The 22013-nt window shown below is 45.9% G+C and carries 16 protein-coding genes; 3 read left to right on the plus strand and 13 right to left on the minus strand.

What is annotated here, in order from left to right; translation table 11 throughout:
- Positions 1–2: 2 nt before the first annotated feature.
- From AM279_RS07340 to AM279_RS07365, 6 genes are all read right to left on the minus strand, one after another.
- Complete coding sequence (locus tag AM279_RS07340; RefSeq protein ID WP_054407170.1) at positions 3–368, minus strand: response regulator; 366 nt, start codon at positions 366–368, stop codon at positions 3–5.
- An 18-nt stretch (positions 369–386) separates the two neighbouring features.
- Entirely contained in the window at positions 387–3947 is a 3561-nt protein-coding gene (locus tag AM279_RS07345) for a response regulator (protein ID WP_054407171.1), read from the minus strand.
- Positions 3948–3959: 12 nt separating this feature from the next.
- Positions 3960–5177, minus strand: coding sequence for a hybrid sensor histidine kinase/response regulator (locus AM279_RS07350; RefSeq protein ID WP_054407173.1), 1218 nt, complete (start codon positions 5175–5177; stop codon positions 3960–3962).
- 223 nt (positions 5178–5400) lie between these two features.
- The gene (locus AM279_RS07355) at positions 5401–6366 is read right to left on the minus strand and encodes a sugar phosphate isomerase/epimerase family protein (RefSeq protein WP_054407175.1); all 966 of its coding nucleotides are present in this window, start codon (positions 6364–6366) and stop codon (positions 5401–5403) included.
- A gap of 12 nt (positions 6367–6378) precedes the next feature.
- Positions 6379–7212: an aldo/keto reductase gene (locus AM279_RS07360; RefSeq protein WP_394331215.1), complete on the minus strand. Its 834-nt coding sequence runs from the start codon at positions 7210–7212 to the stop codon at positions 6379–6381.
- A 271-nt stretch (positions 7213–7483) separates the two neighbouring features.
- Positions 7484–9454 carry a sialate O-acetylesterase gene (locus AM279_RS07365; RefSeq protein WP_054407178.1) on the minus strand — a complete coding sequence of 657 codons (1971 nt, stop codon included), beginning with the start codon at positions 9452–9454 and terminating at the stop codon, positions 7484–7486.
- Between the two features lie 477 nt (positions 9455–9931).
- Between AM279_RS07365 and AM279_RS07370 the strand changes: the two genes are divergently transcribed.
- The 3 genes from AM279_RS07370 (at position 9932) to AM279_RS07380 (ending at position 12831) form a co-directional block, all read left to right on the plus strand.
- Complete coding sequence (locus AM279_RS07370) at positions 9932–10609, plus strand: DUF4919 domain-containing protein (RefSeq protein ID WP_054407179.1); 678 nt, start codon at positions 9932–9934, stop codon at positions 10607–10609.
- Between the two features lie 140 nt (positions 10610–10749).
- Positions 10750–11436 carry a DUF4919 domain-containing protein gene (locus tag AM279_RS07375; RefSeq protein WP_054407181.1) on the plus strand — a complete coding sequence of 229 codons (687 nt, stop codon included), beginning with the start codon at positions 10750–10752 and terminating at the stop codon, positions 11434–11436.
- A gap of 126 nt (positions 11437–11562) precedes the next feature.
- Positions 11563–12831 (plus strand): MutS-related protein, encoded by a 1269-nt coding sequence (locus AM279_RS07380; protein ID WP_054407184.1) that lies wholly within the window; start codon positions 11563–11565, stop codon positions 12829–12831.
- 47 nt (positions 12832–12878) lie between these two features.
- Here the strand turns inward: AM279_RS07380 and AM279_RS07385 are convergent, their stop codons facing one another.
- The 7 genes from AM279_RS07385 to AM279_RS07415 form a co-directional block, all read right to left on the minus strand.
- Positions 12879–15533: a right-handed parallel beta-helix repeat-containing protein gene (locus AM279_RS07385; protein WP_054407187.1), complete on the minus strand. Its 2655-nt coding sequence runs from the start codon at positions 15531–15533 to the stop codon at positions 12879–12881.
- A gap of 260 nt (positions 15534–15793) precedes the next feature.
- Positions 15794–16351: a LysM peptidoglycan-binding domain-containing protein gene (locus AM279_RS07390; RefSeq protein ID WP_054407189.1), complete on the minus strand. Its 558-nt coding sequence runs from the start codon at positions 16349–16351 to the stop codon at positions 15794–15796.
- A gap of 322 nt (positions 16352–16673) precedes the next feature.
- Positions 16674–18203 carry a glutamine-hydrolyzing GMP synthase gene (gene guaA, locus AM279_RS07395; RefSeq protein WP_054407191.1) on the minus strand — a complete coding sequence of 510 codons (1530 nt, stop codon included), beginning with the start codon at positions 18201–18203 and terminating at the stop codon, positions 16674–16676.
- Positions 18204–18382: 179 nt separating this feature from the next.
- Entirely contained in the window at positions 18383–19507 is a 1125-nt protein-coding gene (locus AM279_RS07400; protein WP_143090389.1) for a peptidylprolyl isomerase, read from the minus strand.
- A 17-nt stretch (positions 19508–19524) separates the two neighbouring features.
- Positions 19525–20070 (minus strand): gliding motility-associated peptidyl-prolyl isomerase GldI, encoded by a 546-nt coding sequence (gldI, locus tag AM279_RS07405; RefSeq protein ID WP_054407195.1) that lies wholly within the window; start codon positions 20068–20070, stop codon positions 19525–19527.
- Positions 20071–20072: 2 nt separating this feature from the next.
- A complete protein-coding gene (locus tag AM279_RS07410; RefSeq protein ID WP_054410192.1) occupies positions 20073–21083 on the minus strand; it encodes a DHH family phosphoesterase in 1011 nt (336 codons plus the stop codon).
- 103 nt (positions 21084–21186) lie between these two features.
- Entirely contained in the window at positions 21187–21915 is a 729-nt protein-coding gene (locus tag AM279_RS07415) for a YqjF family protein (RefSeq protein ID WP_236688507.1), read from the minus strand.
- Positions 21916–22013: the final 98 nt, after the last annotated feature.

The raw sequence follows: 22013 nt of genomic DNA on the forward strand, positions 1-22013 counted from the left end.
CATTATAAGGTACTAAGCAGTTGTAATAATTTATCTACGTCAATAGGTTTAGATATATAGCCATCGGCACCGGCTTCAAGGCATTTTTCCCTGTCGCCCACCATGGCCTGCGCCGTTACAGATATTACCGGAAGGCCCTGCCTGCCGGGCAACTCCTTAATAAGCGGTATGGCCTCATAGCCATCCATATCGGGCATCATCATATCTATAAGCACCACGTCTACCTGAGCATCAGTTTCAAGCAGTTTAAGCGCTTCTTCAGCGCCGGTACAGGACAGGCACATATAACCTTTGGCCTTAAGCACAGCACTCAGGGCAAAAATATTACGTGAATCGTCATCAATTATTAAAACTTTCTTATTTACCATTTTTTTAACTGCTTTGCTTTAAATCCTGTCATACAACCATACCCTAAGCAGCGATAGCAGCTGGTCTACATCTACTGGCTTGGTAATGTAATCAGATGCGCCTGCGTTAATACACTTTTCACGGTCGCCCGTCATGGCCTTAGCCGTTACGGCAATAACCGGAAGGTCTTTGGTTACAGGGTTTTGCCTTATGCGGGTGGCGGTTTCATAACCATCCATATTAGGCATCATCATATCTAAAAGCACCACATCAGTTTCCGGGTGCTGGTCGAGCATTTTAAGGGCTTCCTTACCGTCTATGGCGGTTACCACATTCATTTTAAGTGTTTCAAGCGCCTTGGTTAGCGAGTAAATATTCCTCACGTCATCATCTACCACCATTACCGTTTTGCCCTGTAGTACATTGCTAAGGCCGGTATGCTTGCGGTCTTTGCGCGCGCCTTTCTTATCTTCTTCCACAAGGTGCAGGAACAGTGAAACTTCATCAAGCATCCTTTGGTAAGAATGCGCCGTTTTCACGATAATAGAATCGGCATATTTCCTGATTTTAACCTCTTCTTTCATAGAAAGGCTCTTGCCCGTAAACACAATAACCGGCATTTTTTCAAGGGCCGGGTTTTGCCTCATGCTCTCAAGCAGCTCATAAGCCTGCCTGTCCGGGATACCCATATCGAGTATCACGCAGTCTACATTATCTTTTTGAAGTGATGTAACCCCCTCATTAACCTCGCTTTGTATTTCACTGTTAATATTATTATTTTCAAGAAAATACGCCAGCGCCTTAGCGTGTTTAGGGTTGTCTTCAATAATCAGTACTTTTTGCGACTCTTTATTAATCACGTGCTCTATGCGCCTGAACACCTCCGGAATCTGCTCAAAGGCAGCAGGTTTATCAAGGAAGTTAACCGCACCCTTAAGTAAACTTTCGCGGCGCAACTGGTGAGACGACATAATGTGTACCGGTATGTGGCGGGTCTGGCCGTTGTTTTTAAGCTCTTCCATTACTTCCCACCCACTCTTTATAGGCAACTGGATATCAAGCAGTACGCCTACCGGCTTGTACACCAGCGCCATATTAAGGGCGTGGTCTCCGCGCACCGAAACAATACCTTTGTAACCACGCTTACGTGTAAATTCAAGCAGCGTTTTGGCAAAGTTAACGTCGTCTTCCACAATCAGGATAACCTTATCGGTTTCTCCCACATCGCGGCGGTCGTCTTCCACATCTTCCGGTATAACCGGGCTTATGTATTGTTTTTCAGGCGTTTTTGATTCAGCTCCGGCTTGAGCATCTTCAGTTTTCTTAGCCCACGGTGCAGGCTCTGCCACAGCAAGTTCAGAACCTATAACCGGTATGGTAACGGTAAACTCGCTACCCTCATTTTCTTTACTCTTAAGCGTGATTTCGCCCCTAAGCAGCTTGGCAAGCTCACGGCTGATAGAAAGCCCAAGGCCGGTACCGCCATACTTGCGTTTTGTAGAGCCGTCTGCCTGCTGGAAGGCCTCAAATACAAGGGGTTGCTTATCAAGCGGAATACCAATACCGGTATCCCTAACAGCAAACGATACCATTTTTTCTTCGCCGCCGGATTTTTTCACTTCCAGTGTTACCGAACCTTCCGAAGTAAACTTAATAGCATTAGATATCAGGTTTTTAAGTATCTGTTCCAGCCTCATCTTATCGGTTTTAATAACCAGAGGGGCGTTGTCATCTACTATCTTAAAGGCAATGCCTTTTTCTTTTGTTATTTCGCTAAACAGGTTTTTAAGGCCGTCTGTAATATCCTTAACCGATATCTCTATAAACTCAAGATCCATTTTACCGGCCTCAATTTTACTAAGGTCAAGTATCTCATCTATAAGCCCTAACAGCCCGGTACCTGAACTTTGTATAACCTTGGCAAACTCAATTTGCTCGCCGCTCATGTTCTCCTCATTATTTTCTGAAAGCAGTCGGCTCAAAAGCAGGATAGAGTTAAGCGGCGTGCGCAACTCGTGCGACATATTTGCCAAAAACTCTGACTTATAGCGTGTTGAAAGCTCCAGATCTTCTGATTTACGCTGTATTTCAACATTGCGTTCCTCAAGCAGGGTACTGCGCTCGGCAAGTTCTTCATTGGTTTGCTGAAGCTCTTCCTGCTGCACACGAAGCTCTTCTTCGCTGGCCTGCAGCTTTTGGGTTTGTGCTTCAAGTTCGGCATTAATATTCTCAAGTTCAGTATGCTGCGCCCTAAGTTCCTCACTTTGCGACTGCGTTTCCTCAAGCAGTTCCTGTATGCGTTTCCTGCTTTTGGCACTCCTGAGCGCTATGCCCACATAATCAGCGGCAGCCTCTATAAAGTCTTTATTCTTAATAGAATACCCCTTAACCGATGCCAGCACCACAACACCTTCAAGCTTGTTGTCAATAAGCGGTAAACCAAGCACATGGGTAGGTTTTACTTCGCCCAGTACATACGATATCCTTATATTTTCTGCATCTATATCCTTAATTTCAAGCATGGTTTCAGATAGCGCTGCCTGGCCCAAAATACCATCGCCCTTGGCTATTACTTTACGCTCAGTGCCCGGCATATGGCCATATCCGGCGGCAAACACAAGCTCATCGCCTTCCGGCAGATACAACACGGCAGCCACACTGCTTGTATACTGGGCAATATATACCACAACATCTTTAGTAAGCTGCTCTACGCTCTTTTCGCCAAGCATTACATCGTTAAGACCGGCAAGGCCAGCCTGTTTCCATTCGTTATCAGACAAAATCTTAAATGAACCCTCAAGCGACTGGGCCATAGCATTTAACGATTCTCCTATACTGCCCAGGGCATCGCTGCTATTGGCATCTACCCTTACTTCATAATTACCATCTGAAATTTGTTTAGACACCCCGCCTATAACACGTATCCTCTCAGCAGTTTCGGCATCTTTAAGCTCAAGCTGATTGTGCAGTTCTGCCCTTTCGCTGTAATCCCTGATTATTTTGGTAAAGTAAAACCCTGTGATTAGCAATGATATAACAGCCGCCGCAATAATAAGTACCGTACTGTAACTACCATAAGAGCTGCTGCTCTCCATACGTTCTTTTAAAAGTGCCTGCTCTGTTTTTTCAAGGCGTTTTATAATGTTGCGCATATTAGACATTAGTACCCTTCCGCGGTTAATATCTTCAGCAAGAGCCAGTTTGCCCTGCTTGCGTTCATCTATCCTTTTTTGCAGGTAATCAAAAAACTGAATCCGTAGCGGAGCCAGTTCATTTAAAATCCGTTGTTGCGACTTATTATCTATAGTAAGTTGTTCAACCTCATCAAAATAAGCATCGGCAAGGCTTTTTGCATCTTCAAACTGGGTTAGAAAGCCCTGGTCTCCGGTTAAAAGATAGCCACGCATGCCGGTTTGGGCATCCACCATTACACCCTGGCCAGCGTTAAGGTTGTAAATAACCTGCTGTGTATGGTTAACCCATTCGTTGCTTTTTAGTAGCTTACTGATACTAAAAAACGACGCTATAGAGCTAAATACCAGGATGATGAATGACACCCCGAATCCAAAAAACAAATTCCTTTTAAAGTTACTGTTCATGTAGTAGCTAACTTAGTTTATATTATGTAGCGGCAGGAGCACCTTAAAGCTGGCCCCTTCGCCTTTTTTGCTGCTTGCGGTAATAAGCCCGTTGTGCTTATCGGTTATCTTTTTGGCAATTGCCAGGCCTATACCCGTACCCTCATACTGGTTGCGGTCGTTAAGGCTCTGGAAAATTACAAATATTTTGTCAAGGTATATTTCGTCAAACCCTATACCGTTGTCTTTTACGGTAATACGGCAATATTGGCCCTCCGGGTCAGCAGGGGCAGTAAAGCTTTTCTGGCCGGTACGGTCATAGCTCACATCTATTTGTGGGGCTACATCGGGCTTAGAAAATTTAAGCGAATTGCCTATAAGGTTCTGGAATACCTGCCTTAGCTGGCTGGGCACGCCGGGCACTACAGGCAGGTCGCACACGTTTATAACGGCTTTCTTTTGTTCTACCCTAAAGTCAAAATCAGTAATAATTTCCTGCACAACCCTGTTTAAATCAACCATTTCAGGCACCACGTTAGACGATAGCCTTGAGTAGTCCAGCAGGTCGGTTATCAGCCTGCTCATGCGCCCGGCAGCACGGATTGTACGGTTAGAATAATCAGTAGCCTTTTCATCTTCAACAAGATATCGCTCCTGAAGTATTTTGGTAAACATTTCAATCTTGCGAAGCGGCTCTTTAAGGTCGTGCGATACCACCCACGAAAACTGCTGCAACTCATGGTTACGCATTTCAAGCTCTTCGTTCTTTTGGGTAAGTTCGCTGGTACGCTCTGCCACCTTGATTTCCAGGTTTTCCTGGGCTTCTTTGCGGATTTCAACCTCCTTGCTCAGCAGGTCGCGAATGTTGCGCAGTTCGTTCTTTTGCTCGTAAAGTTTGAGGAATGTTTTTACCTTAAGTATAAGTAAATCAGGATCTACAGGTTTGGTAACATAATCTACCGCACCGGTTTCGTAGCCCTTAAAAATATATTTCTTTTCTTTATTGATGGCCGAAAGGAACAGCACCGGAATATCTTTGGTACGGTTACTGCCCGAAAGCGCTTCTGCCACCTCAAAGCCATCCATACCGGGCATTTGCACGTCGAGTATAATGAGTGAGTAGCTCTTTTTCAGTATCTTAAGCAACGCTTCTTCCCCTGATTCTGCCGAATCAGACTGCAGCCCGTGAAGTTCCAGTATTTTTTTTAAGGGCAATATATTTTCCCTCTGATCATCAACAATCAGTATCATAACGTATTGAAAGCGTTTACATTAAGGCAGATTAAGGATAAGGGGGCTATTGTGGCAGCAAGTGCCATACAGCGCAGGTGGGGCATAACACCCCTTAAAAGTAGCATGATTTTTATAGTCCCCACAAACCAAAAGTAAACAAAATAAATGTAAATGCGCTGTTAAATAGCAATAATAGCGCGGCAAATAACAGCATTTGCCACACTTTCAGCCATCTGCAAATTTACAGCCCGGCAGCAGCCCTGAGCAACAGCGCTTTGGTAGCGGCAATGCCCTGCTCTTCGGTAAGGCGTTCCCCTTCATATTCAATGCCTATATGGCCGGTATAGCCCGCTTCTTTTACTATTTTCAGCATCCTGAAATAGTCTATTGTAGTCTCATTACCCTGATTATCAAAATCAAAGGTTTTGGCACTAACCCCGTGGGCAAAGGGCATCATTTCCAGCACGCCTTTATACTTGTCATACTCGTCTATGCATGGGGCTCCCCAGCGCTCACCACCCTGGCGCTTAACGCAAAAGTTACCAAAATCAGGCAGTGTACCGCAAATCTTAAGGCCAATAGCCCTGATTACATCGGTCAGTTTACCGGCGTCAGACGATATACCACCGTGATTTTCAACTATTACGTTGATTTTACTCTTGGCAGCATATTGTGCGAGCCTGCCCAAACCATCAACCGAGACCTCCTTCCACTTATCAAAATCATTGTTTACAGCATCGCCAAACAGATTGACCCTTATAGACTTACATCCCAGTTCTGCCGCGGCATCCACCCATTTAGAGTGCAGGCTAATGGCCTCATCCCTGCCCTGTTTGGTAGCTGCAGCAAGGTCGCCCTCACCGTCTATCATAATCAGTACATTAGTTACCCCCTGGTCTTTAGCCCTCTTTTTCAGCTCTTTAACCACTGTATCGAGGCTGCTTTTGGCAATCTCATCGTTATACAGTTGGTTAACATACTCAACCGCCTCAAAACCAAGCGATTTTGCCTTTTGGGCGAAATCAAACGGGTGCAGGCTCTTGTCCCATATTTGCTTATGAACCGACCACTGCGCCAGCGAAAGCTTAAAAAACTGCCTTATATCTAACTGATTATCAAAATCTTTCATTACATCTATAAGCATTGGCGATACGCCAAGGGCAAGCCCGGCCATACCTGTATTTTTAATAAAGTAGCGTCTGTTCATATAACGGGTTGATTATCTGTGTTCTGTATAAAAATTACCGGGCCAAATTTGTGCAAGTGCTTCACGTTCAGCAGTCAATAACGGTGTTGAATTAGCCGCAGCCAATGCCTCCTCAAGCTGTTTTTGGGTACGTATGCCCACCACGGCCGTGGTAATAGACAGGTTATCAACAACATACCGCATTGCCACTTCAGCCGGGTTTCGCTCTCCGGCAAATTCTGCAAGTTGCCTCTGAATATCAGCCACTTGCACTTCAGGAATGCTCAAATAGCCCTTAACAGGCTTGCCCGCCAATAGCCCCGAGGCTACTGTGCCGCGTGCCATTACACCTATATTATTCTCTTTCAACAGGTTGAGCGTAGCTTCTTCAGGGCGGCGGTCCAGCAGGCTGTATTGCGTCATAACCATCACAATATTAGAGCGTTGTACATATTCCCTAATCACATTTGGGCGTATGGATGACAGCCCGTAAGCCCTTATCTTGCCCGCTTCAACCAGCCGCTCAAAAGCTTCAATCGTCTCATCTATAGGGTCTTGCAGCGTACCCCCGTGCAGCAGGTACAGGTCAATATAATCGGTTTGCAGGCGACGTAAACTTTCGTCAACTGCCTGTAAAATATAGGCTTTCCGCGGATTCCAGTCCCAACCTTTGCCATCAGGCCGCCACTGGTTGCCCACCTTGGTACTGATGAGCACTTCCTGCCTCCTGCCTTTTAGCGCTTTACCCAAAAACCTCTCGTTCAACCCCTTATCATACAAATCAGCCGTATCAAACAGGTTGATACCGCCGTCTATAGCCCTGGCAATTATACTGTTATTATCCTGGTTTTCAACTTTTAGCGACATACAACCGAAGCTTACCTCACTAACCCTGAAACCGTTTTTTAAAGTTTTGTAACGCATTTTACAAATATATACATTTTTACTTCTGTACCATCCTGTACTACAAAGTGTAATTTCTTACAAATTACTACCCTAAAGTGCTTAATATTTCACTTTCGGACTTTGGATTTACGGTGTGAAATATCAAAAATACAAAAGCCACGAATTACACCAATTCCGCAAATCTGCTTTTTGTGAAAATTAGTGTAATTCGTGGCTCAAAAAATCCTGAAACCTATTTCCTGCCCTCTGTCACGCCCGACCATTTATCGGTACGGAAAGGTGCCGCCGGAAGTCCCGATGCGTTTACCAGATTTCCGTCAGGGTTATCGGCCCAGTTGTAGCGCACCGCAACCGGGTTTGCCACCTTGGCAGATGACACTACCACTTTGCCGCCTTCTATTTTGGCATCGGCCCAATAGAATACCTGGTCGTTTCCGGCCACGGCAAAACCTTTAAGCGTACCGCCGTTGGCTTTCAGCCCGTCTTTAAAGTCAAACTCAACTGTTATGGTGTTGCCCTTTTTAGCAAACGACTTGTATACCGGCCCGCTGTAGTCAATCTTAGTACCATATACTTTGGCCAGGGCCACGCGTGCCAGCCTTTCGCCCACTTCCTGCTTGTTCTTTGGGTGAATGTCTTCGGCATCGCCTATATCAGTAGCTACAATCATGCCCGTGTTAGGTAGTTTCAGGGTCATGGCCTGCGCTTCCCTAAGCTCTGCCCATGCACTTGCCTCCGGCTCGGCCTTAGCCTGCTTATAGCTGGCCAGCTGCACAAATATAAACGGCAGCTTGCTGTCGCCCAGTTTTTCCCTCCAGTCTTTTATCATAAGCGGGAAAAGCGTTTGGTACTGCTGCGCCCTGTCGGCATTGCTTTCGCCCTGGTACCATATAGCACCGGCAAACTTAAAGCCAATCAGCGGGTGTATCATGGCATTGTACAGTGCCGATGGCCTGTTTTGCCCGGCAGGCATGTATGGGGCAGGCTCAACATCGGCAAAGCTAACACCCGGGGCTATTTTCCAGTTGCCGGCTAATTCTCTGACTCTAGACTCTCTGCCAATAGTAATGTGCAAATTCTCCGGTCCATAAAGTCCGCCGCCACTGCCGGTGTCAACCACCCTTATGGCTATAACGTTCTTACCTTTTTTAAGCACATTGGCCGGTATGGTATAAATACGCAGCACGCTGTAACCGTCGGTATGGCCTATTTCTACACCGTTTACAAACAACCTGTCGTTATCATCGGCATAATATTCAAAATGCCCATTGCCGTTTACAGCTTCAAGCTCAAAGCTTTTCCTGTACCACATAACCCCATCAAAATCAGGGAAACCCTGGTTTTCAAAAAATGACGGCACTTTTATATCGGCCCAGTTGCTGTCGTCAAAAGCAAGGTCGGCATACACCGCCTTACCGTTTTGGTAGCCCTTATCGGCAGCCAGTACTTTACTGTTCCACGCCTTAAGGTCATCAGCATACTTTTGCTCCTGTGCCGCGCGTGCCTGTTCGTTTTGCATGCCATCCAGCACCGAATCAAAATCATGTATAGTACGCAGGGCTTCGGCGCTTGTCCAGGCTTCTACCACCGTGCCGCCCCATGAGCTGTGCACCAGGCCTATAGGTATGTTTTTTTCCTTATAAATTTTACAGGCAAAAAAGTAAGCCGTAGAGCTAAACAGCGGTATGGTAGCCGGGCTGCACACCTGCCAGCCGCCAGCCTGCACCACAAGGTTATCAACCGGCAGGGGCTTGTCTATATGCTCGGCCTGAAGCAGGCGAATTTGTGGGTAGTTGGCATTTTTAATCTCTTCCTGGTAGTTAAGCACCTTGCCCCAGCCCTCAAGCGGCATTTCCATGTTGCTTTGGCCGCTGCACAGCCATACCTCGCCTATAAGTATGTTGCTTAGTACAACCGTATCGCCATCGTTAAAAGTAATGGTATAGGGCCCTCCGTATGATGGCGTTTTTACAGTAACCTTAAAGTCGCCACCATTGGTTTTAACCGTCTGGGTTTTGTTATCCCAAGATGTGGTAACGGTAACCTGGCTGGCGTTGCTGTGGCCCCAAAGCGGCACACCGGCTTTTTGCTGCAATACCATGTTGCTGGTAAAAAATGTAGGCAGCTCTACCTTAGCCTGCGCAGTTGCCGTGGCCAGTACCGCCGCCGCAAAAAACGCAAAGCGTTTAAAATCAGTTTTCATGAGTGTTTATAGGTTTATAGCGTTATGTGTGTTTAAAACAAGGCTATAAAGCTATGGCATTTTTGCGAAACTAACGTTGTAGTACAGGCGTAAAGATGGTAGTACAGGGTGTTTTTCAGGTAGCAGATAGCAGCTGGCAGGCGGCAGTTTGCGCTACGATAGCCGACTCTCCGGATGATTTGCCCCTGGCTTCAGCCAGGGGAAATATGAATCGCCATGTATTTTTAAACACAACGAACACAAAGCTTTGTGGCCTTTAACAGTAAAAAAACTTGTCGTTCTTAGTGTAAAGCTTTGTGCCCTTAGTGTCAAAAAAATAAAACACTATCTATATCCACACCATAAGACCCTGAAGGGGTCGCGCATATTAGCCCGGGGCATCGCCCCGGGGGATATCATACATTATATAGCCCCCCCCTTCCACAATCCAATAAATTAACAAATTTTACTACCTTTACCCTGTTAACACCTTACCAAATGAGAAAACTGCTCGCCATACTACTGTTGCTTACATCTGCCATTTATGCACAGGATGAGCAGGAACAGGCCTATGTAAAGCCCGACTTTAAGGCTATTGAGCAGAATATTAAAAACAAGCAGTCTGCACTATACTACCAGAAACTGTTTGAACGTTTCCAGCAGGCAGACAGCACCCTTACCCTCGAAGAAAAATACCACCTGTATTTTGGCTATTCGTTTACCGATGCTTACAAGCCTTATTTTTCATCAGACAACCTCAAGGAAATACGCACGCTTGTCAACACCGATAACCTTACCAAAGAACAAATGGAACGGGTTATAGAACTGAGCCAGGATGCCATAAACGGCTACCCGTTTGATGTTAGCATGATGGGCTACCGCGCTTATTTTTACCGCGCACTGGGCAAAGAAAAACTGGCCGAAAAAGAAGAAATTCGCGCCAACCTTGTTTTTGATGCCATACTGGGCACCGGAGATGGCATGAGCAAGGAAACCTGCTTTTATGTTATAAACGTAGGCAACGAATATGAGCTTATAAACGTGCTGGGCATGGCCTATGCTGGCGAGCAGAAACTGGTGGAAGGCAAGTATGATTACCTGGAACTTGAAGAAAACGACTATGGCGTGTATGGCCTTTATTTTAACGTAAGCCGCATTATGAGCTCTTTTAAATAACCGCCTGCTTTTCAAAATGTTAAAGTAATGGTAGCGTTTTGCCAACACTTAGCCAATCTTGCCTTAACGTTGTGCCAATTAAAAACAGCCTGAACCAAAACCGCAGTAACTTTATAGTATAAACATAAAGAATTACTGCCATGAAGAAGCTTTTTACCCTATTGGCACTGCTTGTTATAACAGTGGCCGGCGCGCAGGAAACCAGTAAACCCGATTATACTGCAATACAGAAAAATATTAAGGATAAAACCTCCCCCTACTACTACAACACCCTCATGGAGCGCTTTACAAAGGCCGATACTACCATGACGCTTACCGAACGCCGCCACCTGTATTATGGCTTTGCTTTTATGCCCCTTAAAATGAACGAAATGACCATTCGCAATATTGAGCAGCAGCTAAAGGCTGCACTAAACAGGCCCAACCCCACAAGTGCCGATATGGAAGACGTGGTAACCTATGCCGGGCAATTACTGCAGGCTTTTCCGTTTAGTATTACGCTAAAAGAATACCGTGCCTACTGCCTTAAGCAACTGGGGCGTTATGACGAGGCTATGGCCGAAAAAGCCCAGACCGAAATGATTGCCGATGCCATACTGAGCAGCGGAGACGGCACCACGCTGCAAAGCGCCATACACGTTATTGATGCCGGTAATGAGTATGAAATAACATCGCTTATGGGGTTTGAAACCCTTGATACCGAATACCTGATTAACAATAAGTATGACTATATTACCTTAAACAAAAACGCCTACAACCTGCCGGGGCTGTACTTTGATGCATCGGTAACGCCTAAAAGCGTAAGCCGCGAAACGGCCGGTTTATAACATATTACCCTTCCGGTAACTTTTGCTAAGGAGCCTGCCCGTTTGGGTAGGCTTTTTACTTTTAGTCGCCATTTTGCGAAATAATCTCGGCCTGATTATCGTTACCTTTACACCAAACCGCCTTACATGGATGTAAAAGACCTTAACCTCACTACCGATATTACCCGGCTTTTTGACTTTACCCTTAACGATGAAGCCCGTGCCGCCCTAAAAAAAATGCTGGCCACACCCCTGCCTGATGCCGAAAGTGTTATAGCCCGTCAGCACATATTTAAGGGCTTTATAGCCAATATGCCCAAAATACAGGCCTACTCCTACTCTAAAATAGACTTCAGGGAGGTAGAGCATTTTTTAGCCGGCTATTCCGACAAGCATTTTTTGCCCAAACGGCTTAAAATGAAACTGTTCTTTTCCAAGGCTAAATACCACCGTTTCCGCGGGCACTGCATACAGGTTATACTGCTGTACCACAGGCTATATACCCAATATACCGGCATACTTAACGCAGAACATTTCCCCGAAGGGTATAAAAAAGAACTGGGCTTTATAAACAACTACCTGCAATCGTTCCGTACAGAATATTATGAAAACCTGGTGCGCAACGGCAGCTTTGGCATACGCGAAATAGTTGAGATAATCCGCATTATATCAGCCAAAAAGAAAAGCATGGAGACAGATGCCTTCCGCGAAAAGTATACCCTGTTTGAGGCATATCTTTCAGCAGCTATGGGCATGCATCGCTACGGCTTTGTTTTCCCAAAAATTGAGGGCACAGGCATTGCCCTGCACGATTTTTACCACCCGGTGCTTACGCATCCCGTTAAAAACTCTTTTGAGGCCACTACTAATGTAATACTGCTTACAGGGCCTAACATGAGTGGTAAGAGCACTCTGCTTAAGGCCATTTCGCTGTGCGTATACCTGGGCAATATAGGCTTTGCCGTACCCGCCGGCGCAGCGCGCATACCGTTTTACAGCGATATTTCGGCATACATAAACCTCAACGACGATTTACAAAGCGGCTACAGCCATTTTATGGGCGAGGTCATGAACCTGAAAAAAGTGGTAACCCAGTCCAACACCGGTACGCCCTGTTTTGCCGTATTCGACGAGCTTTTCCGCGGCACGAACATAGACGATGCACTCGACATAAGCACCACTACATTAAACGGCCTCCTGAAGTTTAAAAATGCGCTGTTTTTTATCTCCAGCCACCTGCACCAGCTTACCGAGACCGAAGCCGTAAAAAACGGCAGTATAGCCTGTTATTACCTGGATTGTACCGTTGAGGGCAACATCCCTAAATTTAATTATACCCTTAAACCGGGCTATACCCACCTACGTGTGGGCCGCCTGCTTTTTGAAAAAGAAGGCCTTACCCATATGCTTAAATAACAAAGGCCGCCCATACAGGCGGCCTTTACAGTATTTAGGTTGCTTGTTTACCTGTTTACCATAAGCTTATGGGTTTCGGTAGCAGCGTCGCTGGTAATTTTCATTACATAAGCGCCGTTTGCCATGCTATCGGTAGTAATTTGCAGGCTGCCCTCTACAGCAGTTTCTTTAACCAGTTTGCCACTTGCAATTTCATAAATTGCTACAGTAGCCTGGCCGTTATGGCCGGCAGCAAGCTCAAGGTTAAACAGGCTGTTTGCCGGGTTAGGATATATTACACTTTGTGTAACAGCAAAATCATCAAGGCCGGTTGTTGAGCATACCTCCTGTGCTTCAAAAGCACCAATATCGCGCGTGCCGTTAAACACTGCATTGCCCAGCTGGTCTTCAAAAGTATCGGCAGGGTCGCCCATATCGGCACCCGGGTTAGGGCAATCCAGCGCATGGGTAAAGGTATCGCCGCCGTTATCAGCCAGGGCTATAAGGCCTGCATCAAACGGGCTGGTAAGCGTGCCTATCATGTCGTTCTCCATTTCTTCAAAATCATCAGCATCATCCATGCCAATAATGTTGTAACCAAGTGATGTTACAGGGCCGCTTTCGCTGAAGATATCCCTGCCTGAAATAACCGCAAGGTTTCCGGCGGAAATGGTGTTCTTAACGCTAACACCTGTAGCAGAGTTGTTGTAAATACCGCCGCCACTTACAGTAGCTGAGTTCAGGGTAATGGTATTGGCATTAACCGTTAGCGTACCGTTGTTGTAAATACCGCCACCGTTAGCCAGCGCTGTATTAGCTGATATTGTAGATGCCATTACCGTAGCCGTACCGCCGTTAACGTGAATACCACCGCCACGGCCCAGTAATCCTGTTGTGCTGTTACCCGATATTGTAGAACGGTTTACAGCAAGTGTACCGCCGTTATTAAAGATACCGCCACCGCCATCGGTAGTAGTGGCACCTGTCGCTGTATTGCCTGTAATGGTTACGTTGTTTACGGTAAGTGTACCAGTAGCATTCCAAAGGCCGCCACCTTCAACCGCAATGTTATCGGCTACAAGGCCGCCGTTTATGGTGGCGCTGCCTGTACCTGTTATGTGAAGCCCGCCGCCGTTTCCGGGAGCCGTGCCTGCGTTGTTATCAGTAAGGGTAACGTTGTTAAGTACAATAGTGCTTGTACCGCTGTTGTCTTCTATACCACCGCCTGCGCGCATAGCTGTGTTGCCTGTAATCTCGGTATCGGTAACGGTAAGCTGAGAGCCTACATCGTTAAGAATACCACCTCCGCTGCCCGCAGTACCGGTAGCGCTGTTATTGCTTATGGTTGCGTTTATAACCGTAACCGTACCACCGTTAAGGTTATAAATACCGCCACCACCCTGGTCGGCACCGGCACCTGCTGCTGTGTTGTTTGTAATAAGCGTGCCGTCTATGCTCATAGTACCGGTTCCGTTCCACAGGCCTCCACCTTCGGCTCCGGCCTCGTTATCGCTTACGGTACCGCCTGTAATGGTTACGCTGCCCGCACCTGTAATGTGAAGACCACCGCCGTTACCGGGAGATGTATTGGTTGTATTGCCTGTTAGCATAACATCGGTCATGGTAAACGTACCTGCCGCACCACTGTTGTCTTCAATACCACCACCGGCACGGTTACTTACGTTTCCGCTTATGGTAGCATATGTAATAGATAGCGAAGCCCCTACATCGTTAAGGATACCCCCGCCGCTGCCGGCATCGCCATCGGCAACGTTATCGGTAATTTCAGTTTCGGCATTTATGTTTACGGTACCACTCAGGTTGTAAATACCACCACCACCCTGGTCGGCACCATCGCCGCTGGCTGTGTTTTCGGTAATAACCGTCCCGGTAATGCTCATGGTGCCGCTGCCGTTCCAAAGGCCACCGCCCTCAGCTGCTGCCCAGTTGTTGCTTACAAGCCCGCCGGTAATGGTTGTATTGCCCGCACCTGTTACGTGAAGCCCGCCGCCGTTTCCGGGGTTGCTGCCTGTAGTATTATCGCTAATGGTAGCATCAGTCAGGTTGATGGTTGCACCGGCAGTACCCTCTATAGCACCACCTGCACGCAGGGCGTTATTTTCGGTAAAGGTACTGTTGGTTACGTTTAGCGTAGCGCCTGTGCTTGCTAAAATAGCACCACCGCTGCCTGCTGCGCCATTTGCCTCATTTGCTGTAAAGGTTGACGTGTTAACGGTTACCGTACCGCTTTCGGCAAAAATGGCACCGCCACCCTGCCCGGCTGTTGCACCGCCTGCATGGTTTTCTGTAAACAGTACGTCATTAAAGGTAACGGTGCTGCCTGTGGTGTGAATTGCACCGCCGTTTTCGGCAGCCATACCATTTGTAAAGGCCACATCATTAATGGTAATGCTGCCGCCTGTAATGGTAAAAATACGTGTGGCGCTGTTGCCGCTAAATACGGTCTGGTCACTGCCATTGCCTGTAATGGTAATGTTTTTGTTGATGGTTACGGCAGAAGCCAGTACAATTTCATCGCCGTTAGTATCGGCATCAAATGCAATTGTGCCCCCTGCGGCAACATCTGCCACGGCCTGGCGAAAAGACCCCGCGCCCGTGTCGTTACTGTTTGTTACGGTAACCGTTTGGGCATAAAGCCCCGATGCTGCAACCGAGCAAAACATCACGATACCGCTAAAAAATAAGGTAACTGTTTTTTTCATAATTGAAATTTTGTTGTTAATTACCTCTAAGCTACGGCGTTGCCGGTGTTAATGGTTTCTTAATTAATACCTTATAAAATGTGAAAGTTTTACAAAACAGTAATTAAACCCAGTGAGGACAAGGGTTGGAGAGAAAATCAGTATTTTCTGATTAACAAAACATTACAAAGTGTTTAGAGTATGTATTTAACATATAGATAAATAAAGAACGGCCCAAAAAAGGGCCGTTCTAAAAAAAATTACTGATAAAAAAAATGTGATTAGTGGTTTGTTGTGCTTTTAATGGTTATTTCCTGACCGGGCTGTAAGCCACGTTTCAGGGCTTTTGGGTTGTTGGCATTAAGCTGTTCTACCGATACCCCATATTTTTTTGAAATACCATACAGGGTATCTCCTTTTTGTACCTTATGTATTATGGCCGTTTCTTCAGGCTGGGCCGGGATTTCTTCAGTAACGGTTTCCTGTACGTCTGCCACAAAACCTGCGGTTTCAGTTTGGGCATATACTGTATCGGTAACCGGTTCTGTAACGGTTTCGGCAGCAACCTGTTTTTTTGGCTTTTTAGCCGAAACATCTACCTGGCGGTGCAACGGTATTGTAAGCGAAGTACCCTGGCTTATGCCCTCTACCGCTCCGGGATTGTATTCATAAATATCCTTGGGGGTTACCTTAAATTTCTTAGCCACCATTACCACGGTTTCTCCCATCATAACCCTGTGGCTGGTAAGTTCTTCCGGCTTATCGTCTTTTTTACTGCTTTGCGAATAACCCGTAGCCATTGTAAGGCAGCAGGCCAGCAATAGTAGTGTTTTCCCCATATTCTCCCGTTTTTTTCCCAACAATAAAAATAGAGAAAATACTTTAGCATACCTTACAACACGCTACAATAGCGGCATTATTTTGGCATTGTCAAATTTTATAATTATTCTTTAACAAAATATTAGTAACTGTACAGTGTGATTATGTAATATGTACTTTTTTTGTAGGAAAACACAATTGGCCATTAAACAACTTACCTCGATTTAACAATATTATCTTACGAATACCATTTCATTAGACCGAAAATTTATCTGTTTTGCAACTATTTATGTTAAAAATAAATAATAAAAAAACCGCATCGTTTTGATGCGGTTCCTGATTTTATTCCCATTCAATGGTTGCAGGCGGTTTAGATGATATATCATATACCACCCTGTTTACGCCTTTTACCTTATTGATAATCTCGTTACTTACTTTCATAAGGAACTCATACGGCAGGTGTACCCAGTCGGCTGTCATACCATCGGTACTCTCTACTGCGCGAAGGGCCACTACTTTTTCATAGGTACGTTCATCGCCCATAACGCCTACACTGTTTACAGGAAGCAGTATTGCGCCTGCCTGCCACACCTTGTCATAAAGGCCGTGGTCTTTAAGGCCCTGAATAAACACGTGGTCTACCTCTTGCAGTATGCGTACTTTCTCTGGCGTAATATCGCCCAAAATCCTGATTGAAAGGCCCGGCCCAGGGAATGGGTGGCGGCCCAGCAGCTCAGGGTCAATACCCAAAGAAGCCCCCACGCGGCGCACCTCATCTTTAAACAGCATACGCAGTGGCTCTACCACCTGTAGCTTCATAAAATCTGGCAAACCGCCCACATTGTGGTGTGATTTTATAGTAGCCGACGGCCCTTTTACAGAAACCGACTCAATTACGTCAGGATATATAGTGCCCTGTGCCAGCCATTTAACATCGGTTAGCAGGTGGGCTTCATCATCAAATACTTCAATAAACACGCGGCCTATGGTTTTGCGCTTGGTTTCAGGGTCGTCAATACCCGCAAGCTGGCTAAGGAAACGGTCAGATGCATCTACACCTTTTACGTTAAGCCCCATATCTTTATACTGGTGCAGTACGTTTTCAAATTCGTTTTTGCGCAGTAGCCCGTTGTTTACAAATATACAGTACAGGTTAGCACCTATGGCTTTGTTAAGCAGCACTGCCGCCACGGTAGAGTCTACGCCACCGCTAAGGCCAAGGACAACCTTATCGTTACCAATTTTATTTTTAAGCTCTTCTACAATCTCTTCAACAAAAGAGTTTGGCGTAAAGTTTTGTGGAACCTCGGCAATTTTAACCAGGAAGTTTTCCAGCATTAGTTTACCTTCAGTACTGTGGTACACCTCCGGGTGGTACTGAATGGCGTAGGTGGTTTCGCCTTCAATACGGTAAGCTGCATTTTCTACATCTTTAGTACTGGCCAGCACCACACCGCCTTCAGGCAGTTTTTTAATGGTATCGCTGTGGCTCATCCATACCTGGCTGTGTGCCGAAACACCTGCAAGGAACGGTTCGCCCTCTTTTATGTATGAAAGGTTTGCACGGCCATACTCGCGAATGTTGCTTGGTGCTACCTCGCCACCGTTAAAGTGTGCCAGGTACTGAGCGCCATAACAAACAGCAAGCAAAGGCAGCTTGCCGCGAATTTGAGACAGGTCAGGATGCGGGGCATCTTCAGCGCGCACCGAAAACGGGCTGCCCGATAGTATTACCGCCTTGTATGATGACAAATCTGCCGGTGGATTGTTGTAAGGGAAAATTTCGCAGAAGATATTTAACTCGCGAACCCTGCGCGCAATAAGCTGTGTGTATTGCGAACCGAAGTCTAAAATAAGTACGTTGTGTTGCATGGGCAAAAATAATTCAAAAAATTTAATTTAGAAAAGGGATTTTTAGAATAGATAGTTCGATTATTGGATTTTTCGATAGCACATAAAAAAAGGAACCCAAAGGTTCCTTTCCTGATATTTATATCCTGCGATTATCCAGTCGAAAAATCGAATAATCCAACAATCGAACAATCCAAAAACTACTCTTGTGTTGCTTTCATTTCCACCTCAAAAATAAGGTCGGCGTTAGGGCCTATACCTGCCGGTGGTGCACCGCGCTCGCCATAGCCCAGGTGGCCGGGAATAAACATTGTTACCTTATCGCCGGGAGCCATTAGCTGCAGGCCTTCAAAAAAGCCCGGTATAAGGTTTTTTTCTCCCATAACATAAGGAAACGGTTTGTAGCCGCCTGCCATATCTTTTTGCTCTATGTATTTACCAAATGCCTTAGAAATATCGGCATAGCTACTGTCAAACAAAGTACCGTCTGCCAGGTAGCCCGCATAGTGAATGTATACGGTAGAACCTGCTGCCGGCTTGGCATTCTTGGTTTTATTGGTAACGGTATACATAAGCCCGCTCTGGGTTTTGGTGGCTTTCTTTTTAAGTGTTGCAAACTTTTTAAGGGCATCGGCCTTAGCCTTGGCTGCCATTTCTTCGCTCTTTTTCTTTTCGGCAGCTATGCTTTCGTAGTAGTTTGCAAACACTTTGGCAGCGTCAAACTTCTTGGCATCGGCACCTTTGCGCACAATTTTAAGCGAAACTATCTTATCGCCCTGTACAATAGCATTTACCACATCCTGCCCGCTAACCACATGGCCAAAAACCGTGTGCCTGCCGTCAAGGTGCGGGGTAGCATTATGGGTTATAAAAAACTGGCTGCCGTTAGTGCCTGGGCCTGCATTAGCCATACTTAGTATGCCGGGGCCTGTATGTTTAAGGCTTGGGTCTATCTCGTCTTTAAATTTATAGCCGGGGCCACCTGTACCGTTACCGTTAGGGTCTCCGCCCTGAATCATAAAATTAGATATAACACGGTGAAACGGCAGCCCGTCATAATACGGTTTGCCTTTATACTGCTCGCTTACCGCAGGGTTAGTACCTTCGGCAAGGCTTATAAAGTTTGCTACGGTAACCGGTGTTTTCTGAAATTCAAGCTGTAATAAAATGGTGCCTTTGTTGGTTAGCATTTCGGCAAAAAGCCCGTCTCCCGGTTCCTGGTTAATGGTAGTGTCAGGCGTGTTTTCGGTAGTGGCAACATTTGCATTGTTGCACGAAAACAACAGGGCGGCTAAGCTTAAAAGTAAACTTGTCATTGGTTTCATTTATAATTAATTATCTTTTATTTGGGATCCTGTTTTATATCGGTAAGGGTTACCGTACACACAAGCGGCTCGTTAGTGCCTATTTTGTCGTTATCGCCATGGTAGCCATACCCCATGTGGCTTGGGAAGATAAAGGTAACCTTCTCGCCACGGTTCATAAGCTTTATACCATCACTTATGCCCATCATTATGTTTTGCTTGTCTACATGGTATACCTGTGGCTGCAGCTCTTCTTCGGTATAAATAACCTTGCCTTTAAGGTCTTTTACATCATAGGTAAAATAAGCCACATCGCCCTCTTTAGGCGTAACGGTATCTATAGTGTTTTCTACAATATAGTGGTACCAGTAGCCTTTTGCCGAGGCCGTATACTTAACCGATGGGTTGCTTTTTATAATAGAGTCTATGCGCTTTTCTTCTGTAGCAACCAGCTTTTTATTACGGTCTATGCTCTCCTGCATAAAGGTGCCCTCTTTGTGGCTTACCGCCCTGCGCGCCTGTGGCTTAGAACACGCTGTAAAAACAAGCGTGGCCAGCAGCAGCGCAAATAAAACCTTCTTCATAATCAGTCAAATTTTAGGTTTGCTAATGTAGCAATAAATTTTTGTATGGTGGCCTCAAGGCTCTCTGTGCTCCTGCCCCCTGCTGCATTAATATGGCCGCCACCGTTAAAATACTGGCGGGCATAAGCATTAACATCAAAACTGCCCTTAGAACGAAACGATATCTTAACAATACCCTCGTCTTTATTTTCGGTAAAAAAGGCAGTAAAATCTATGCCTTTCATGCTAAGACCGTAGTTAACAATGCCTTCAGTATCGCCTTTATTATGGCCAAAGCTGTTAAGCTCTTCCTGGCTAAGGCTGGTGTAAGACGTTTTATACTGTGGCAGTACCCTCATGTTCTGCAAACCCCTTGCCAAAATTTGTATGCGGCTCATGGTATGGTTGTCATACAGCAGGCTGTGGATGGCGCTGTTGTCTACCCCCAGGTCTATAAACTCGGCCACAATGCGGTGTGTGGTGCCGGTTGTGGTATGAAAACGGAACGAACCGCTATCTGTAACTATACCCGTATACAGGCATGTAGCTACAGTAACGTCAAGATATTGCTTTTCGTTTAAGGCGGTTATAAAATGATACACCATTTCGCAGGTAGAGCCGTAGCTGGTATCGCTAAACATATATTTGGCATAACCATCGGGCTTTTGGTGGTGGTCTATCATTACAAAAGGTGCGGTAAGGGTTTTAAGCACGGCCTCCATGGCATCGCCGGTACGGCTTAGCGCATTAAAATCGAGCGTAAAAACCACCTCAGCGGCGTTAAGTATTGCTGTAGCGGCTTCGTTATCACGTTCAAATACCTTTACGGTATCGCTGGCCGGCAGCCACGCCAAAAAATCAGGAAACTCGTTAGGGCTTATAACCGTTACCTCATGCCCCTTGTGCCTTAAAAAGTGGTACAGGCCCAGGTTAGAGCCCATGGCATCGCCATCTGGGTTGCGGTGCGGTATTATAACTATCTTTTTGGGTGTGGAAAGCAGCTCCTTAACCCCTGCAATATCTTCTGTACTCATCATAGCCTGCGAAGATACAGTTTTTTCGGCAACAGCCAATTGGGCGCCCTCTTTGCACCGTTATTTTTATACATAATTTAAGACCCGTTTGCTAATAATTGCCTTAGCGCTTTACCTTAAGCTTTGCGCCCTGCATTACCTGTATTTCAGACCCCTCAGCCAGGTAGACCGACAGCGGTTTGGCATTTTGCAGAAAGGCAAAATCAGGACCGTAAACGGTGGCAAAATCTATATCAACCGTATGCTCCCTTACAGGATATACCTGCCAGCGCGGGTGTGCCACCTCATATTCTGATGTTACGGTGTTGCTTATTTGGGTATAGCCCCAAAAGTGTTCGGTTATAAATTCTTCTTCGCTGCCCTCTGTTATGTCTACCGGGGTTTTATTGGTTACCACGTTTAGGGTATTCCATTTGCCCTGTTTCTTCCAACCATATTCAACCGTTAAGGTTTCATTACTTTCCGTCCAGGTGTGGCGGGTGGGCAGGGTTTCATAATTTTCGCCGTAGAGGGTATTGGCCACCAGGGTAAGCGCCGGGCGGGGTACTATTTCTTTGATAAACACCACGCCCCTCTTGTAACCATCGGTATGCTTATACTTTACATAAAAACGCAGGTTGATTTCCTCAAAGTTTACGTGCAGCGGAATGCGCAGCCCCAGCATTTTGGTATCAACAAACATAAAACCCACCACGCTAACATAGCAGGTGTTGTTCCAAAAATCGAGTTCGGTTTCAAAGGGCAGGTAAGGTTTTAGCACTTTTGGGTCAACTGCATAATTAACCATAAGCAGTTTGCGCCACTGTGCTTTAAGGAAGGTGCGTTTTTTCACTGGTTTAATGTATCAATTTTTTAATGTAGCAATTTACCAATTATGCGGGAGGCGACAATTGATACATTAGTTAATTGCTACATTAAAAAATTGATTAA

The sequence above is a fragment of the Flavobacterium akiainvivens genome, from assembly GCF_001278115.1.
GTDB lineage: Bacteria > Bacteroidota > Bacteroidia > Flavobacteriales > Flavobacteriaceae > Flavobacterium > Flavobacterium akiainvivens.

What these genes read in the sequence shown, in the direction of transcription:
- AM279_RS07340 (WP_054407170.1), bottom strand. Translation starts at nt 368, where the DNA reads ATGGTAAATAAGAAAGTTTTAATAATTGATGACGATTCACGTAATATT.
- AM279_RS07345 (WP_054407171.1), bottom strand. Translation starts at nt 3,947, where the DNA reads ATGAACAGTAACTTTAAAAGGAATTTGTTTTTTGGATTCGGGGTGTCA.
- AM279_RS07350 (WP_054407173.1), bottom strand. Translation starts at nt 5,177, where the DNA reads ATGATACTGATTGTTGATGATCAGAGGGAAAATATATTGCCCTTAAAA.
- AM279_RS07355 (WP_054407175.1), bottom strand. Translation starts at nt 6,366, where the DNA reads ATGAACAGACGCTACTTTATTAAAAATACAGGTATGGCCGGGCTTGCC.
- AM279_RS07360 (WP_394331215.1), bottom strand. Translation starts at nt 7,212, where the DNA reads ATGTCGCTAAAAGTTGAAAACCAGGATAATAACAGTATAATTGCCAGG.
- AM279_RS07365 (WP_054407178.1), bottom strand. Translation starts at nt 9,454, where the DNA reads ATGAAAACTGATTTTAAACGCTTTGCGTTTTTTGCGGCGGCGGTACTG.
- AM279_RS07370 (WP_054407179.1), top strand. Translation starts at nt 9,932, where the DNA reads ATGAGAAAACTGCTCGCCATACTACTGTTGCTTACATCTGCCATTTAT.
- AM279_RS07375 (WP_054407181.1), top strand. Translation starts at nt 10,750, where the DNA reads ATGAAGAAGCTTTTTACCCTATTGGCACTGCTTGTTATAACAGTGGCC.
- AM279_RS07380 (WP_054407184.1), top strand. Translation starts at nt 11,563, where the DNA reads ATGGATGTAAAAGACCTTAACCTCACTACCGATATTACCCGGCTTTTT.
- AM279_RS07385 (WP_054407187.1), bottom strand. Translation starts at nt 15,533, where the DNA reads ATGAAAAAAACAGTTACCTTATTTTTTAGCGGTATCGTGATGTTTTGC.
- AM279_RS07390 (WP_054407189.1), bottom strand. Translation starts at nt 16,351, where the DNA reads ATGGGGAAAACACTACTATTGCTGGCCTGCTGCCTTACAATGGCTACG.
- guaA (WP_054407191.1), bottom strand. Translation starts at nt 18,203, where the DNA reads ATGCAACACAACGTACTTATTTTAGACTTCGGTTCGCAATACACACAG.
- AM279_RS07400 (WP_143090389.1), bottom strand. Translation starts at nt 19,507, where the DNA reads ATGAAACCAATGACAAGTTTACTTTTAAGCTTAGCCGCCCTGTTGTTT.
- gldI (WP_054407195.1), bottom strand. Translation starts at nt 20,070, where the DNA reads ATGAAGAAGGTTTTATTTGCGCTGCTGCTGGCCACGCTTGTTTTTACA.
- AM279_RS07410 (WP_054410192.1), bottom strand. Translation starts at nt 21,083, where the DNA reads ATGAGTACAGAAGATATTGCAGGGGTTAAGGAGCTGCTTTCCACACCC.